This window comes from Pustulibacterium marinum, assembly GCF_900116665.1.
GTDB lineage: Bacteria > Bacteroidota > Bacteroidia > Flavobacteriales > Flavobacteriaceae > Pustulibacterium > Pustulibacterium marinum.
In genome coordinates this window covers 57727-73774 of the sequence record NZ_FPBK01000001.1, presented here as the reverse complement: position 1 = coordinate 73774, position 16048 = coordinate 57727, and the positions used below count along the sequence as shown (strand labels likewise).

The following is a 16048-nucleotide window of genomic DNA, read 5'->3' as shown; positions in this document are numbered from 1 at the left end:
AAAATATTAGGGGTTGAGTTTATTCCGAAGTAAGACAACTTCCTTCTGCAGTTCATGAATTTGGTTAAGCAAATGTTGAATAGCATCAATGCCTTCCATATTAATGTTAAGGTCATAATGCAACCGCATCATTCGTTCTATAGTTGCTAAACATTCCTCTTCTATGAATTGTTCTTTTTCTTGTTCTATGATTTCTACAAATTCGTATTGTGCTAAGGTTTCAATAAATTTAGGTTCAATAGCGTGCGATTCACAAAAGGAAGTAACAGATATCAATGTTGTTGAGTTCATGAACGTAGTTTTTGAAGTTGTGCAATCAGTTCTTTTTCTTCTGTTGAAAGGTTTTTAGGCAGTGTAACTTTAAAGGTTACATATAAGTCACCAAACTTGCCTTCTTGTTTGTACACCGGAAAACCTTTGCCTTTTAGTTTTACTTTAGTATCGTTTTGAGTTTCTGGTTTCAGTGTTAATTTGGCTTTGCCATCAAACGTATCTATGGTGATTTCTCCACCCAATAAAGCCGTATACAAGTCAACATTTACATCTCTATATAAATCATTTCCATCTCTTTTGAAGGGCGTATGGTTGCTAATATTAAAAGTAATGTACAAATCACCTTTGGGACCACCATTGATACCTTCGCCACCATGACCTTTTATTTTGATGGTTTGCCCATTTTCTACTCCGGCCGGAATGGTGAGTCGAATGTTTTTACCATTTATGGTTAGCGTGCGTTTGTGCGTAGTAAAAACATCGTGCAAAGTAAGTTGTAGTTCGGCATTAAAATCTTGTCCCCGAAAGCGCGATTGTTGTTGTCGGTGGCTACCTCTGTTTCCAAAAACCGATTCAAAAAAGTCTGAAAAATCATCAGCTCCGTCGCTAGAATAGGTGTATTGTTGGTAATTGCTACCACCGCCAAAACCGGTATTTCTTTGAGAACGTTGTTGCTGTTGTTGGCGTTGCGCTTCTTCGTAGGCTTCGGCATGTTCCCAATGCTCACCATATTTGTCGTATTTTTTTCGTTTTTCAGGATCGCTCAACACCTCATTGGCTTCGTTGATCTGTTGAAATTTTTTATGAGCTTCGGTATCGTTAGGATTCAGATCCGGATGGTATTTTCTGGCCAGTTTTCGGTATGCTTTTTTTATATCAGCTGCCGATGCATCTCTGGCTATTTCCAGTGTTTTGTAGTAATCTATAAATTCCATGGTTTCACAGATTTTATTCGATAATAATTATTCAGAACGTTAAAAAGACGGGCTTTCTAAAGTCAGCTCTAATTTACTACGAAATGGAATTTTTCTGCGCTAAAGGAATCTTAAATTATTGTTTTCGGTAAGTTTAAATTTCGATAAAAAAAGCGAACCATTTGGTTCGCTTTTGTAAATTATATAGAAATAAAATTAGTCATTCAATTTCAACACAGCCATAAACGCTTGTTGAGGTATTTCTACGTTACCAACTTGGCGCATACGCTTTTTACCTTTTTTCTGCTTTTCAAGTAATTTACGTTTACGCGAAATATCTCCACCATAACATTTAGCAGTAACGTCTTTACGTAAAGCTTTGATGGTTTCACGTGAAATAATTTTAGCTCCAATTGCCGCCTGAATAGGAATATCAAACTGTTGACGTGGAATCAATTCGCGCAGTTTTTCACACATCTTTTTACCAATGTTATAGGCATTATCAGCATGAATCAACGCAGAAAGTGCATCAACCGATTGTGCATTGATCAAAACATCTACACGAACCAATTTTGAAGCACGCATACCAATTGGACTATAATCAAACGATGCGTACCCTTTGGAAACAGTTTTCAAACGGTCATAGAAATCAAATACAATTTCCGCCAATGGCATATCAAAATTCAGCTCTACACGTTCTGGAGTTAAATAGGTTTGATTGGTAATTTGTCCACGTTTTTCGATACACAAACTCATTACAGGACCTACAAAGTCGGCTTTGGTAATGATGCTTGCTTTGATGAAAGGTTCTTCCACACGATCCATAATTGTTGGATCTGGCATGTCTGAAGGATTATTTACAATGATGATATCATCAGGGTTCTTTTTGGTAAACGCATGGTAACTAACGTTGGGAACGGTAGTAATTACGGTCATGTCAAATTCACGCTCCAAACGTTCCTGAATAATTTCTAAGTGAAGCATTCCTAAGAAACCACAACGGAAACCAAAACCAAGAGCTGCAGAACTTTCTGGAGTAAATACTAGCGAAGCATCGTTCAACTGTAGTTTTTCCATAGAAGCACGAAGCTCTTCATAATCTTCAGTATCTACAGGATAAATTCCGGCAAATACCATTGGTTTTACATTTTCAAAACCAGAAATCATATTTTTTGTAGGATCTGCAGCATCAGTAATGGTATCACCCACTTTTACTTCGCGCGCATCTTTGATACCAGTGATTAGATAACCAACATCTCCTGCAGAAATCTTTTGTTTAGGATGTTGCACCAATTTCAAAGTACCAATTTCATCGGCATTATAGGTTTTCCCCGTTGCCATGAATTTGATCTTTTGATTCTTTTTGATCTCACCATTCAATACTCTAAAGTAGGTTTCAACTCCTCTAAATGGGTTGTAAACCGAGTCAAAGATCAAGGCTTGTAAAGGCTCGTCAACAGTTCCTTTAGGAGCAGGAATACGTTCAATAATCGCATTTAAAATCTCTTCGATACCCAAACCTGTTTTCGCAGAAGCTGGAATTACATCTGAAGCATCGCAACCTAAAAGGTCTACAATATCATCGGTCACTTCTTCCGGATTGGCACTTGGTAAATCTACTTTGTTTAGTACCGGAATAATTTCTAAATCATTTTCTAAAGCTAAATACAAGTTAGAAATAGTTTGTGCCTGAATACTTTGCGCAGCATCTACAATTAACAAAGCTCCTTCACAAGCAGCAATAGAACGAGAAACTTCGTAACTAAAGTCTACGTGACCCGGAGTATCAATTAAGTTTAACACGTAGGTTTCACCTTTATAAATGTACTCCATTTGAATGGCGTGACTCTTAATGGTGATTCCTCTTTCGCGCTCCAAATCCATACTATCCAATAGCTGATCTTGTTTTTCACGCTCGGTTACCGAACCTGTGAAATCTAACAAACGGTCAGCTAAAGTACTTTTCCCGTGGTCAATATGCGCTATGATACAAAAATTACGAATGTGCTTCATTTCCTGTTTTCCAACTTTAAATTAATCAAGATGTATTCTTGAATATTGTTTTTTAAGTAATTACAAATTTTTTCGCTTGGAATGTTATCCCATGCTGTCAAAAAATTGTAACCTTATCAATTTGCAAATATAATGGATTTAATAAGCTGTTGAGCAGGCTGCTAAATATTTGTTTGCGTGTAAGAAAAAAATGATATATTTGTTAATATTTCGTTAACAAACAGATTTCAAAGTTATTTATGAGAATTTCCAAGATGCTTCTAAGCTTTGTGATGCTTAGTTCTTTACCCATTTTTGCACAAGAATTTTCAGTTTCAGGAAAAATTCAGGATGATGAAAACGAGGCGATAGCTTATGCTACTGTTTTATTGAAAAGTGAAGAAGAAGAAACGCTTTCCGGTGTTTCCAGTGATGAGGAAGGTAGTTTTATTTTTAAAGATGTAACGGAAGGAACTTATATTATTTCTTGCTCTTTTATAGGTTTCAAAACTGTAAATCAAAAAGTTACAATTACGTCAAACCGTGATGTTGGAATTTTAATCTTAACACCAGAGGTTGAAAATATTGAAGGAGTAACTGTAGTTGGAAAATTACCAACCGTAAAAAAATTAGCGGACAGAACCATTTTTAACGTAGCCAATACGGCTTTGACTAACGGAAGTACATGGAATGTTTTGCAAAAAACTCCACAAATTATTGCTGTGAATAATGAGTTAATGGTAAAGGGAATGCAACCTACCATTTATATCAACAACAAAAAGGTATATCTATCGGCTTCGGAAGTTCAGCAGTTGTTAGAAAATACACCTGCGAGTTCTATTCAGTCTGTTGAGGTCATTACAAATCCTTCTGCAAAATATGATGCTCAAGATGCTATGGTGGTAAATATCAATATGACCAAAAATATAGCGACCGGTTACAACGGTTCCGTTTTTGGAAATGTTACCCAGGGAATTTACCCAAAATACAACGCCGGAATAGCTCAATTCTATAAAACAGATAAGTTGAATGTTTTTCTGAGTTATGCTTACAACAAGAAAAAAATAGACCGAATTACGGATGAATATGCACAGTTTTTTGATGAAGAAACTCCAGCAGGAGAATGGAAAAGTCATTTAGATTTAGACACTTGGTCAGAAAACCATACGGTTTCTGCAAACGTAGATTATGATTTCTCTGAAAAAAGTAGCTTGAGTTTTTCTGCTATGGCCGATATTACGCCATACTGGAAACGAAATACAGATGGATTTACTTCGGCTTACAATACTGCCGAGACTATTGATTCTACATTTCATTCTATCAATAATACGTATGACAACAAAAACAATGTAGCGCTGAATCTTGGCTATGAGAAAAAGCTAGATGAAGACGGACAAAAAATTTCCATATTGGCACATCATACTTTTTATAATAAAGAAAGAGATCAAGATGTGGTAACCAATTATTTTGATGCCTTGGGAAGTACTTCAAGAACCAATCATTTTACTACAGATCAAGATCAGGATATTACTATTTCTACCGCTCAAATTGATTATAGTTTACCAATGGAAAACGATATGGCGTTGGAAGCGGGAATTAAAGGAGTGCAAATTGATACCGATAGCGATTTGGTGCAAGAAAGTTTAAGCGAGAGTACGGAAGTGTTAGATAATAATTATCAATTTGACTATACCGAAAGTAATTTGGCAGCGTATATGAATCTTTCAAAATCCTGGACCAAATGGAATGTAAGAGCCGGTTTTCGAACAGAATATACCGATGCCGAAGGAACTGCTGCAGATGCTACAAATAACAATAGTTTTGACTATGTAAAATGGTTTCCGTCTGCCGGAATTTCTTATGATCCGTCTAGCAACCATTCTTTCAGTGCGTCGTACAGAAAAAGTATCACCAGACCATCGTATGAACGTTTGAATCCGTTTCGTTTTTACTTGACCGATAATAGTTATGTTTCTGGAAATAGCGCGTTGTTGCCAGCAATCAAACAGTACATGAGTTTGGATTATACGTATCAGGGAATGTATACGGCATCTGTTTTTTATAAACATATCAGCAATCCTATGTCTGAATTGAGTTTTCAGGAAAATGACAATCGAAAACTAAAATATGTGGCGGCCAATTTAGAAAGAGAAGCTAGTTATGGTTTGGATTTATATGTAAACAAATCCATTTCAAACCGATGGTTTTTGTATTTTGAATCGACTACGTTTTACAACAAACTGCAATTTTTTGCTCAGGAAAATGAAAACCAATTGGTAGATAACAATCGTTGGACAGGTTGGTTGTTTTTAGGAAACTATTTTACCTTCCTAAAAGATAATTCGCTTTTAGCCGATGTTACATATTTATATATACTTCCGGCGAATGATGCCAATGCTCAAGTTACAGGAAGAAGTAATTTTTCAATCAGTTTGAGCAAGTCTTTATGGAATAACCGTGCGAGTTTGAGTCTACAGGCAAATGACATTTTTAATGGACAAATCTTTACCAGTACCACAGAATATTTGAATCAGAATAACTCCTACAGAGCTCGTTATGAAAACCGAACTATACTACTTGGTTTCAAATATAAGTTTGGTAATTACCGCTTAAGCAACAACAAAAAAGATATTGATGTAGAAGAAAGAGAGCGTTTGTAGTTTTCTGTTTATCATAATTTTATATCATATTCTTAGAAAATCTGATAAAACTGTATCTTTGCTCTCAAAATAGATTGAGTTTTGGTAAAGATAGGAAACATAGAGTTAGGAGAATTTCCATTATTGTTAGCACCAATGGAAGATGTGAGCGATCCGCCATTTCGTAGGTTATGCAAAATGCACGGAGCCGATATGTTGTATTCCGAGTTTATTTCTTCGGAAGGATTGATTCGCGATGCTATTAAAAGCAAAATGAAGCTCGATATCTTTGATTACGAGCGTCCTGTGGGAATTCAGATTTTTGGTGGTGACGAAGAAGCTATGGCCATGTCTGCCAAAATTGTAGAAACCGTGCAACCAGATGTGTTAGACATCAACTTCGGTTGTCCTGTGAAAAAAGTGGTGACTAAAGGTGCCGGAGCAGGGGTTTTAAAAGATGTAGATTTAATGATTCGCTTAACCAAAGCTGTCATTGATAATACCAATTTGCCTGTTACTGTAAAAACTCGTTTGGGTTGGGACGATACTTCTATTAATATTGATGAGGTTGCAGAGCGTTTGCAAGATGTAGGGGTACAAGCTTTGAGTATTCACGGTAGAACACGTGCTCAATTGTACAAAGGAGAAGCGGATTGGACGCACATTGCACGTGTAAAAGAAAATCCTAGAATCACCATGCCTATTTTTGGAAATGGGGATGTAGATTCTCCTGAAAAAGCCTTGGAATACCGTAATAAATATGGAGTAGATGGCATTATGATTGGTCGTGCAGCGATTGGTTATCCCTGGATTTTTAACGAAATAAAACACTTCTTTGAAACAGGTGAACATTTAGAGAAACCAACCATTGAAGATAGAGTAGAAGCTGCTAAAAATCATTTAACATGGTCTACCCAATGGAAAGGGGAACGTTTAGGAATCGTAGAAATGCGTCGCCATTATACCAATTATTTTAAAGGAATTCCGCATTTTAAAGAATACCGAACCCAATTAGTTACGAATGACAATTTAGACGAATTGTATAGTGTTTTTGATGAAATTCTAGCCAATTTTAAAGACGCTACTTTTTCTTAAATCAAGAACCATTTATAGCAAAATAGCAACGCTTCATGACTCATTTAGTTTTGAAGCGTTTTTTATTGATGAGCATCAAGTATTAAAAAATCGCAAAAAACAAACTTCGTATTTGTATATTTTATATTTTTAGAAGTAAATAATATGAAATGATCAAAAAAACTGTAAATACGGTTTCAGAAGCTTTGAATGGAATTAGCAATGGAAACACACTTATGTTGGGTGGTTTTGGGTTATGCGGTATTCCAGAAAATTGTATTACTGAATTGGTTCGTTTAAATGTAAAAGAACTCACTTGTATTTCAAATAATGCTGGCGTAGATGATTTTGGTTTGGGATTATTGCTACAGCAGAAGCAAATCAAAAAAATGATCTCTTCTTATGTGGGCGAAAATGATGAATTTGAACGCCAAATGTTGAGTGGCGAATTAGAAGTTGAATTAACTCCCCAAGGAACATTGGCCGAAAAATGCCGAGCAGCACAAGCTGGCATTCCTGCATTTTATACTCCGGCGGGCTATGGAACCGAAGTTGGAGAAGGAAAGGAATCAAGAGAGTTCAATGGGAAAATGCACATACTGGAACATGCTTTTAAAGCTGATTTTGCATTGATCAAAGCTTGGAAGGGTGACGAAGCCGGAAATTTAATTTTTAAAGGAACTGCCCGAAATTTTAATCCTGTCATGTGTGGCGCTGCTAAAATTACTGTGGTTGAAGTAGAAGAATTGGTTGCTGCAGGTAGCTTGAATCCAAATGAAATTCATGTTCCGGGAATTTTTGTAAACCGAATTTTCCAAGGTACACATTATGAAAAACGAATAGAACAGAGAACAGTTAGAGAATAAGAAAGAGACCTCATTTTCAAAAAGAAAAAGTATGTTAGATAAAAACGGAATAGCAAAGCGTATTGCTCAAGAAGTAAAAAACGGATACTATGTAAACCTTGGAATAGGGATTCCTACGCTAGTGGCTAATTTTGTACGAGATGATATTTCCGTAGAGTTTCAGAGTGAAAATGGTGTGTTGGGAATGGGACCATTTCCTACTGAAGAGGAAGTAGATGCCGATGTGATCAATGCTGGAAAACAAACCATTACCACGCTTCCTGGAGCTAGTTTTTTTGATTCCGCAACGAGTTTTGCTATGATTCGTGGAAAACACGTAGACCTTACTATTTTAGGTGCTATGGAAGTTTCTGAAACTGGTGATATTGCCAACTGGAAAATTCCGGGTAAAATGGTTAAAGGTATGGGTGGTGCTATGGATTTGGTTGCTTCCGCAGAAAATATAATTGTAGCCATGATGCATACCAATAGAGCAGGGGAGTCTAAGCTTCTTAAAAAATGTAGTTTACCGCTAACGGGAGTTCAGTGTGTTAAAAAAATAGTGACCAATCTTGCAGTTTTGGAAATAACAGAAGATGGATTTAAATTATTGGAACGCGCTCCTGGAGTAAGCGTAGAAGAAATAAAAAATGCTACTGAAGGAACATTATTAGTGGAGGGAGAAATTCCTGAAATGGAATTATAAATAAAATACTGTCTAAAGAGCAATCAAATCATGTGTTTTGTGTTTAGTTGGGTTCTAAAAAACGATCTCTCCATCCGCTTTTTAGACAGTATTTAGCTATTAACTAACGGAGTACAGGAATGTTTTCATCTTCGGAAATTGCAGATAAACCTAGTGCTTGAGCAGTTTTATTTCTGCTTTCATTGTAATAAGCTTCATCCAAATTTTCTTTTCCGTAAGAAGGAATCATTTCCTGAATTTTTGCTTTCCATTCACTTTCAAACTTTTCTGGGAAACACTGTTGTAGCAAATCTATCATAATAGCTACAGCCGTGGAAGCACCTGGAGAAGCACCAAGCAAACCTGCAAGAGAACCATCTTTGCAACTTACTACTTCGGTACCAAATTGTAAAATTCCGCCACGACCACTTTTCTTAATTACCTGAACGCGTTGTCCGGCAGTTTTTTGATCCCAGTCTTCTGATTTTGCGTTTGGAAAGTACTCTCTAAGAGATTCAATTTTATCTTTTTTGTCTTGACGCACTTGCTCTATTAAGTAACGCGTCAAAGGTATATTTTGAGCCCCGGCAGAAAGCATAGGACCAATATTGTCTTTTTTCATTGAATCGAAGAAATCCCAGTAAGAACCATTCTTTAAGAACTTGGTTGAAAAACCTGCAAACGGACCAAAAAGTAAACTTGGTTTACCGTTGATAAGGCGAGTATCTAAGTGAGGAACCGACATTGGTGGAGCGCCCACTTTTGCTTTTCCGTAAACTTTAGCATGGTGATTTTTAATAACTTCTTCGTTATTACAAACCAGCCATTCTCCACTTACAGGAAAACCTCCAAAACCTTTAATTTCTTCTATTTTAGATTTTTCTAATAAGTTTAAAGCTCTACCACCTGCACCTACAAAAACAAAATCTGCTTCTACGATTGATTTTTTCTTTGTAGTAAGGTTTTTCACTTTTACTTCCCACTTTCCATTGGAATTTCTATGAATGTCTTTTACCTCATGAGCCATGTGAAGATCTATCTCTTTTTCATAGAATAGGCCCAAAAGCATTTTACGAGTCAATTCACCAAAATTCACATCGGTTCCTGCAGGCATTTTGGTAACGGCAACTTTCTCTTCTTTAGATCTGTTTTCCATCATCAATGGAATCCAAGAGGCAATTTCGTCCCAATCATCAGAAAATTCCATTCCTTTGAATAACGGATGCTCTTTTAAAAGCTCCCATCTTTTCTTAAGGAAATCAATATTTTCTTCGCCCCAAACAAAACTCATGTGTGGAACGGCTTGTATAAATTCTTGAGGATTGATGATGGTTTTTTCTTTTACCAAAAATGACCAAAACTCTCTTGAAAGTTCAAAAGATTTTGCAACGTTAATGGCTTTAGAAATATCTACAGAACCGTCTTCTTTTTGAGGAGTATAGTTTAGTTCACAAAATCCTGAATGTCCTGTACCGGCATTGTTGGTAGCATTAGAGCTTTCTCCAGAAATCACATCTAATTTTTCAAAGATGGAAATGGAAATTCCAGGGTTTAATTTTTTTAATAATGTGGCAAGAGTTGCACTCATTATTCCTGCCCCAATTAAAACAACTTGTTTAGTATCAGCAACATTTTCGGTACTCATAGTAAATGGTTTTGAGCGGGCAAAGGTACACCTTAAATGTTAAACAGATTGTAAAATCCGCATAGAAATTGGCTATTTAGTATATATAATTGATTAAAACTTTACGAAAACGTTTTATTTTTCATTTTCCTATAGGAATTGAGCTAATTAACCTTTTGGTATAGGCTGTTTTAGGTTCTTTATAAATAGCATCGGCATCACCCATTTCTTCAATTTTACCTTTATTCATCACAATTAGTTGATCACTCATGTATTTTACTACCGAAAGATCGTGCGAAATGAAAATATAGGTAAAACCAAAATTCTCTTTTAGCTCGTTTAATAAGTTTAAAACTTGAGCCTGAACGGAAATATCTAAAGCAGAAACAGACTCGTCACAAACAATAAGTTTGGGTTGTAAAGCAATGGTTCTTGCAATGCCAATTCGCTGACGTTGCCCACCGGAAAACTCATGTGGATATCTGTTGTAATGAGAAGCATCTAAACCTACACGCTCTAAAATTTCTATAACTTTTTCTTTTCGTTCGGTATCATTCTTATACAGCCCATGAACTTTCATAGGTTCTAAAATGGCATTACCTACAGAAATCCTTGGATTTAACGAAGAATACGGGTCTTGAAATATCAATTGAATTTCTTTTCTAAGACTTCTTATTTCTGATGATTTTAGTTTTGTAATATCTTTTCCCTTGTACAAAATGGTTCCGGAAGTGGCTTTGTCTAGTTGTAAAATGGCGTTTCCTAAGGTAGATTTTCCACAGCCACTTTCACCAACTAATCCAACCGTTTCGCCTTCAAAAACATCAAAAGAAACATCATCAACAGCTTTAAATGTTTTGTCTTTTCCAAAAATAGCGGTAGCAGTAACGTATTCTTTTGACACATTTCTTATGGAAAGTAAAGGAGGTTGCTCATAAAGTTTTTGATGCTTTTTTTCTCTTTCATCAGGGCTTATAATAGACAAATTTGTGGTTTCATTCAAGAAATCTGCAATAGTTGGTAATTTCTGTAATCGAACATCCAAAGAAGGTCTACTTGCCAAAAGTGCTTTGGTATAGGAATGATTTGGATGGTGAAAAACCTGTGAAGCATCACCTTGTTCAACAATATCACCTTTATACATAACCACAACTTTATCAGCAATTTCAGAAACCAACGCTAAATCATGCGAAATGAAAATAATACTCATTTCGGTTTCTTGCTGTAAAGTTTTTAAAAGTTTGATAATTTCTTTTTGAACGGTAACATCTAGCGCTGTTGTAGGTTCGTCTGCAATTAAAAGTTTAGGTTTGCAAGCAATGGCCATGGCAATCATAACCCGTTGTTTTTGTCCGCCCGAAATTTGATGTGGATATTTTTTGAAAACAGCTTCCGGCTCGGGTAATTTTACTTTCTCAAACAAAGCTAAAACCTCTGTTTTCGCGGCTTTCTTCGAAAGTTGGGTATGCTGAAGTAAAATTTCAAGCACTTGAGGACCGCATTTCATGGACGGATTTAAAGAACTCATAGGTTCTTGAAAAATCATAGAAATGGTTTTTCCACGTAATTGCTGATATTTTTTTTCGGGAAGATGGGTTATTTCTTCTTCATTGAAGATAATTTTTCCAGAAGAGATCTTACTTATTTTTTTGGGAAGTAAACCCAAAATAGCCAAGGAAGACACCGATTTTCCACTACCTGATTCTCCTACGATACCAACAATCTCATTTTTTTGTACTTCATACGAAATGTTGTGAATCACATTCGTAAATGTGTTGTCTTTTTTAAAGGCTATTGATAGGTTTTCAATTTTCAGCATACTTCTAGTAAAGTGGAAAGCTACAAAGATTTTTAAACATGTAAAATTTCGTCTTCGGTAAGAATATCTTCGTTTCGTAATCGTAAGAATATTTGAGCAACTGCAACCGTATCTTTTTCACAATAGGTGACAATTCTATCTATATTTTTTTCATCATAAAAAACACCTCGAACTTCACTGCCATCAATATCATCTTTTGGAGACGGAATTCCCAATACATGCGTTAATAATTTCAGAGAAGTATAGGTTTTATAATCCCCAAATTTCCAGAGTTCCAACGTATCCAAATGGGGTATTTCCCAAGGTTTTTTTCCAAATAGATTTAATTTTGAAGGAAGCGTAATTCGGTTTATAAGCATTCGCCGAGCAATATAAGGGAAGTCAAACTCTTTTCCGTTGTGTGCACATAGTAGATGCTGAGGTTGATAAAAGTGCGATTCTAAAAGATTTTTGAATTCTTTCAGTAATTTTTCTTCTTCCCCGAAAAAGCTTGTCACTCTAAAATTTCTTCCAGAACCTTTAGTAACAAAATAGCCTACCGAAATACAAACGATTTTTCCGAATTCTGCCCAAATCCCTGCATTATCATAAAACTCTTCCGCAGAGAATTCTTCTTTTCGTTGATATTTACTTTTGAGCTCCCACAATTTTTGAGTAGTTTCATCAAGTTCGCTAAAGTTCTCAACTTCAGGAACTGTTTCAATATCTAAAAACAGAATTTTATCTAAACTAATTCGGTGTAGCATTGGTCATCATTTTATAAGCTTCGTCTATGTAAATATCAATATCTTTTGTGTATACCCCAATCCCTGCATCTGGGGATTTTTGATGTCCTAAACGAACGATAATTACATTATCATCTGGCTCCACAATTACATATTGACCCAAATGACCACGCATCATAAAAAAGTTTTTTCCGGCTTTTTTGTGCAACCACCAACCATAACCGTAAAACGGACTATCGTTAAAACGAGGTTTCAAAGAAGTGGCAATAAAGGTGGAATCTAGTAGTTGTTTTCCATTCCATTTTCCGTGGTCTTTGTATAGTTTTCCAAAACGCGCAAAATCTCTGGCGTTACTGGCAATGCAACAATACGCTTTTACCAAATCACCTTCTTCGCTATCTACTTGCCACAAGGCCTGGTTTTCGCAACCCATGGGCTTCCAAAAACTTTCAGACAGGTAGTTGTAGAGTTTTTTTCCGGTAGCACGTTCTATGACCATGGCTAACATTTCGGTATCGCCACTGGCATATTTGTAGAATGTTCCGGGTTCGTTAACTACTTTTAAATTGAGAATAACATCTTCTAAATCATCATCAAAATATGCTTGTGTAGTTACTGAAAACGGTGAATAATACGCTTCATCCCAATTAGTACCCGAAGCCATGGAAGACAAATCGCCAACGGTAAGTTTGGCTGCTTTTCCTTCGCTAAACTCCGGAATAAAATCTCCTACGGGTTGCTCAAGATTTTTAATGTAGCCGTCCATAATGGCTTTGCCTAGCATTCCGCTTACATAACTTTTTGCCATGGAAAAGGAATTGCTTTTGGAATTTTCATTGTAGTCTTCGTAATATTTTTCGAACCAAATACTATCATTTTTTATGATGAGGTAGGCAATAGTTCCTAATTCGGTATTAGTTTCTTCCAGCAATTCTGTGGTTTTCGCTGTATTGTAATTTTGATGAATTGGCCAAGGTTGAGCAGATCCGTTGTCAATTTCGGCATTGTCAAAATACTTGTAATCCGATAGAAATGCAGTGGTGTGACCGTTGAAATAAATAGTTTTTACCGCTTTAAAGAGGTAACCATACCCCAAAAGATGTAAAGCTAAGCAGCTTACTAAAAGTAAGATGAACAGCCATTTAAAGAATTTTTTAATGAATTTCATTTTTTGATTGATTTCATCTAAAAATACAGAAATTTATTTAAAAAAGCGTCTGTTGCTTTACAGGATTTTCATGCTCTAACAACCATTGCTTTCGCCACAAACCGCCGGCATACCCGGTTAAACTACCATCGGAACCTATGACTCTGTGACATGGAACAGCAATCCATAACGGATTTTTACCATTGGCATTGGCTACGGCTCGTATGGCTTTTATGTCACCAAGTTTTATGGATAAGTCTGCATAAGAAGTAGTTTTTCCGAACGGAATATCTAATAGTGCATTCCAGACTTTTTGTTGAAATTCGGTACCCTGTGGATTCATTTTAAAGGTGAATGCTGTCAAACTTCCTTCAAAATAGCGTTGCAATTCGGTAACACAATGTTGTAGCGATTCCGGAATTTCCTCTGATGGTTTATCAACTTCATGATTGGTAGTGATGCGCTGAATTCCTACTAAATCACCTTCAATTTTAGTGATTCCTAATGGAGTGTTTATGTAAGCAACTTCGAGCATTTATTCTTGTTTTTCTTGTTGCTCTTCTTCAATCATACCCAATAATCTAGCACGGCGTTCCCAATTTCTTCGAGCCAGGTTTTGAAGATCGGCAATAGAATCACTTTCATCCATAATTTCAAGTCCAAGTAAAGTTTCAATAACATCTTCCTGGGTTACCAATCCACTCACTGAGCCATACTCATCAATGACCAAGGCCATGTGGTTTTTGGTTTGAATCAACTCTTCAAATAGTTCTGGAATTGGTTTTGTTCTGTTGGTTATCAAAATAGTACGTTTGATATCAGCCAAAGTACTTTTTCCTTCCCCATTTACAATGGCTTGTAGCATATCGGTTTTTAGTACTAAACCTTTTATATTGTCGCTATCTTCATGATAAACAGGAACTCTGGAAAACCGAAGTGTTTTATTTTTTTCGTAGAATTCTTCTATCACTTCAGTTTCGTTAGCTATTTTCATAACCGTTCTAGGCGTCATTACATCCTTTGCTTGAATTTCATTAAAAGAGATCAAATTCTTAATAATCTTTGATTCCGATTCTAAAAAAATACCCTCCTTTTCTGCAATTTCAGCCATAGCGCTAAAATCTTCTTTACTAATGATTCCCGCATGTGAAGATCCACCAAAAACTTTGGTAATGCGTTGTGCAAGCCATAAAATTCCTGTGTATTGTAATGGGAAAATCATGATTCGTAGAGCAGTGGTAGCAAAGCCTGCTAAACTTTTCCAATGAGAAGCTCCAATAGTTTTAGGAATAATTTCTGAAACAACTAAAATTAAAAAGGTCATAATTGCCGAAACAATTCCCACCGCATTATTTCCTGTTCCAAATGCAGTTTCTGCTTGTGAACCTACCAAAATAGCACCAACGGTATGCGCAATGGTATTTATGGTTAAGATTGAAATAAGTGGCTTGTCTATATCTTCTTTAAACTTTCCTAATTGATGAGCATAATTTTTACCTTCCTCTTTTTTAATGGCAAGAAAAGTTGGCGTAATACTAAGTAAAACGGCTTCGAGCACAGAGCAGAGAAAGGAAAATGCAATAGAAATAATTGCATATATAATGAGTAGCGTCATTTTTCTGTATAAAATTGTACTACTAAAATAGAAAAATCGAAATAGAAGCCTCTTAAGGAAATGCAAAAAGAAAAGAGAAGTAAGAGTTGATAGCTTTCACACAATTGCTTTTCGGGGGAAATAAGGAAAAAACACGTGACAGGAAAATTTTGAAGCAATAGAAAAGGGAAAAGCAAATTTACTATCAACTCCAACTCTCTTTTTTATGGTTTTGGGGGACTATAGTTTTTGAATACGATGTATCATAGTTTTTGTTTTTTCAACCAATGATGTTGCCTCCATTTGGTTAGGGTAAAACTCATCAAAAGCATTATACTGAATCTGTTTTGCTCCAGATTTTATACTGATAACGATTTTGCTAATGATGGTTTTTCCACTCTCCAAACGTTCAGTTTCATAAGAAGCGGCAACTTGGTCAAGCTTTGTTCTGTCAAAAGAAACGGCTGAAGTATCTGAACCGATTCTTGGAAAAACAATGCCTTTATGATCAAGATGATTAATTAAAAAAATGAGGTTGCCCAACTCAAACATTTCACTATTATTCATGTGATTTTTTTGGGCGATGGTATCTATTCTGTTCTTTAAAAGCCTTACTTTTTTTTGATCTTTTGCAACTAAAAAAAGTATAGGAAGCATAAATGCTAGTAGACAAACGATACCAATGAAGGTTCCGTAATTATCCATTATGTATTAAAA

General features: G+C 35.9%; 14 protein-coding genes. 4 read left to right on the top strand and 10 right to left on the bottom strand.

All coding sequences use genetic code 11. From position 1 onward, the window contains the following. Positions 1 to 6 precede the first annotated feature (6 nt). The 3 genes from BM383_RS00375 to lepA form a co-directional block, all read right to left on the bottom strand. On the bottom strand, positions 7 to 291 hold the full coding sequence (locus tag BM383_RS00375) for a chaperone modulator CbpM (protein WP_093021372.1): 285 nt from the start codon (positions 289 to 291) through the stop codon (positions 7 to 9). Further along, a complete protein-coding gene (locus BM383_RS00370; RefSeq protein ID WP_093021369.1) occupies positions 288 to 1208 on the bottom strand; it encodes a DnaJ C-terminal domain-containing protein in 921 nt (306 codons plus the stop codon). Before BM383_RS00370 ends, BM383_RS00375 begins: the two co-directional genes overlap by 4 nt. Positions 1209 to 1403: 195 nt before the next feature. Beyond that, the gene (gene lepA, locus BM383_RS00365) at positions 1404 to 3200 is read right to left on the bottom strand and encodes a translation elongation factor 4 (RefSeq protein ID WP_093021366.1); all 1797 of its coding nucleotides are present in this window, start codon (positions 3198 to 3200) and stop codon (positions 1404 to 1406) included. 239 nt (positions 3201 to 3439) lie between these two features. Between lepA and BM383_RS00360 the strand changes: the two genes are divergently transcribed. The 4 genes from BM383_RS00360 to BM383_RS00345 all read left to right on the top strand — a co-directional run bounded on the left by BM383_RS00360 (position 3440) and on the right by BM383_RS00345 (position 8443). Then, entirely contained in the window at positions 3440 to 5839 is a 2400-nt protein-coding gene (locus tag BM383_RS00360; protein ID WP_093021364.1) for a TonB-dependent receptor domain-containing protein, read from the top strand. Positions 5840 to 5920: 81 nt separating this feature from the next. Continuing rightward, complete coding sequence (gene dusB, locus BM383_RS00355) at positions 5921 to 6913, top strand: tRNA dihydrouridine synthase DusB (RefSeq protein ID WP_093021362.1); 993 nt, start codon at positions 5921 to 5923, stop codon at positions 6911 to 6913. Between the two features lie 149 nt (positions 6914 to 7062). Continuing rightward, the gene (locus BM383_RS00350) at positions 7063 to 7758 is read left to right on the top strand and encodes a CoA transferase subunit A (RefSeq protein ID WP_093021359.1); all 696 of its coding nucleotides are present in this window, start codon (positions 7063 to 7065) and stop codon (positions 7756 to 7758) included. A 31-nt stretch (positions 7759 to 7789) separates the two neighbouring features. Next, on the top strand, positions 7790 to 8443 hold the full coding sequence (locus BM383_RS00345; protein WP_093021356.1) for a 3-oxoacid CoA-transferase subunit B: 654 nt from the start codon (positions 7790 to 7792) through the stop codon (positions 8441 to 8443). A 103-nt stretch (positions 8444 to 8546) separates the two neighbouring features. Here BM383_RS00345 and mqo read toward each other — a convergent pair whose 3' ends face one another. From mqo to BM383_RS00310, 7 genes are all read right to left on the bottom strand, one after another. Continuing rightward, positions 8547 to 10067 carry a malate dehydrogenase (quinone) gene (gene mqo / locus BM383_RS00340; protein WP_093021352.1) on the bottom strand — a complete coding sequence of 507 codons (1521 nt, stop codon included), beginning with the start codon at positions 10065 to 10067 and terminating at the stop codon, positions 8547 to 8549. A gap of 121 nt (positions 10068 to 10188) precedes the next feature. Beyond that, the gene (locus BM383_RS00335) at positions 10189 to 11865 is read right to left on the bottom strand and encodes an ABC transporter ATP-binding protein (RefSeq protein WP_093021349.1); all 1677 of its coding nucleotides are present in this window, start codon (positions 11863 to 11865) and stop codon (positions 10189 to 10191) included. A gap of 32 nt (positions 11866 to 11897) precedes the next feature. Next, the gene (locus BM383_RS00330) at positions 11898 to 12611 is read right to left on the bottom strand and encodes a 3'-5' exonuclease (RefSeq protein WP_093021346.1); all 714 of its coding nucleotides are present in this window, start codon (positions 12609 to 12611) and stop codon (positions 11898 to 11900) included. After that, positions 12595 to 13758, bottom strand: a complete 1164-nt coding sequence (locus tag BM383_RS00325; protein WP_093021343.1) for a serine hydrolase domain-containing protein — start codon at positions 13756 to 13758, stop codon at positions 12595 to 12597. The genes BM383_RS00330 and BM383_RS00325 overlap by 17 nt, the downstream gene beginning before the upstream one ends. Positions 13759 to 13795: 37 nt before the next feature. Further along, on the bottom strand, positions 13796 to 14272 hold the full coding sequence (locus BM383_RS00320; RefSeq protein ID WP_093021340.1) for a methylated-DNA--[protein]-cysteine S-methyltransferase: 477 nt from the start codon (positions 14270 to 14272) through the stop codon (positions 13796 to 13798). Further along, positions 14273 to 15352, bottom strand: a complete 1080-nt coding sequence (locus BM383_RS00315) for a CNNM domain-containing protein (protein WP_093021336.1) — start codon at positions 15350 to 15352, stop codon at positions 14273 to 14275. A gap of 219 nt (positions 15353 to 15571) precedes the next feature. Further along, the gene (locus BM383_RS00310) at positions 15572 to 16036 is read right to left on the bottom strand and encodes a hypothetical protein (RefSeq protein ID WP_093021333.1); all 465 of its coding nucleotides are present in this window, start codon (positions 16034 to 16036) and stop codon (positions 15572 to 15574) included. Positions 16037 to 16048 lie beyond the last annotated feature (12 nt).

Bases quoted from the DNA above. Each gene is read 5' to 3' on its own strand.
- BM383_RS00375 (WP_093021372.1), bottom strand. From the start codon at position 291: ATGAACTCAACAACATTGATATCTGTTACTTCCTTTTGTGAATCGCAC.
- lepA (WP_093021366.1), bottom strand. From the start codon at position 3,200: ATGAAGCACATTCGTAATTTTTGTATCATAGCGCATATTGACCACGGG.
- mqo (WP_093021352.1), bottom strand. From the start codon at position 10,067: ATGAGTACCGAAAATGTTGCTGATACTAAACAAGTTGTTTTAATTGGG.
- BM383_RS00345 (WP_093021356.1), top strand. From the start codon at position 7,790: ATGTTAGATAAAAACGGAATAGCAAAGCGTATTGCTCAAGAAGTAAAA.
- BM383_RS00350 (WP_093021359.1), top strand. From the start codon at position 7,063: ATGATCAAAAAAACTGTAAATACGGTTTCAGAAGCTTTGAATGGAATT.
- BM383_RS00310 (WP_093021333.1), bottom strand. From the start codon at position 16,036: ATGGATAATTACGGAACCTTCATTGGTATCGTTTGTCTACTAGCATTT.
- BM383_RS00335 (WP_093021349.1), bottom strand. From the start codon at position 11,865: ATGCTGAAAATTGAAAACCTATCAATAGCCTTTAAAAAAGACAACACA.
- BM383_RS00370 (WP_093021369.1), bottom strand. From the start codon at position 1,208: ATGGAATTTATAGATTACTACAAAACACTGGAAATAGCCAGAGATGCA.
- BM383_RS00325 (WP_093021343.1), bottom strand. From the start codon at position 13,758: ATGAAATTCATTAAAAAATTCTTTAAATGGCTGTTCATCTTACTTTTA.
- BM383_RS00315 (WP_093021336.1), bottom strand. From the start codon at position 15,352: ATGACGCTACTCATTATATATGCAATTATTTCTATTGCATTTTCCTTT.
- BM383_RS00320 (WP_093021340.1), bottom strand. From the start codon at position 14,272: ATGCTCGAAGTTGCTTACATAAACACTCCATTAGGAATCACTAAAATT.
- BM383_RS00360 (WP_093021364.1), top strand. From the start codon at position 3,440: ATGAGAATTTCCAAGATGCTTCTAAGCTTTGTGATGCTTAGTTCTTTA.
- BM383_RS00330 (WP_093021346.1), bottom strand. From the start codon at position 12,611: ATGCTACACCGAATTAGTTTAGATAAAATTCTGTTTTTAGATATTGAA.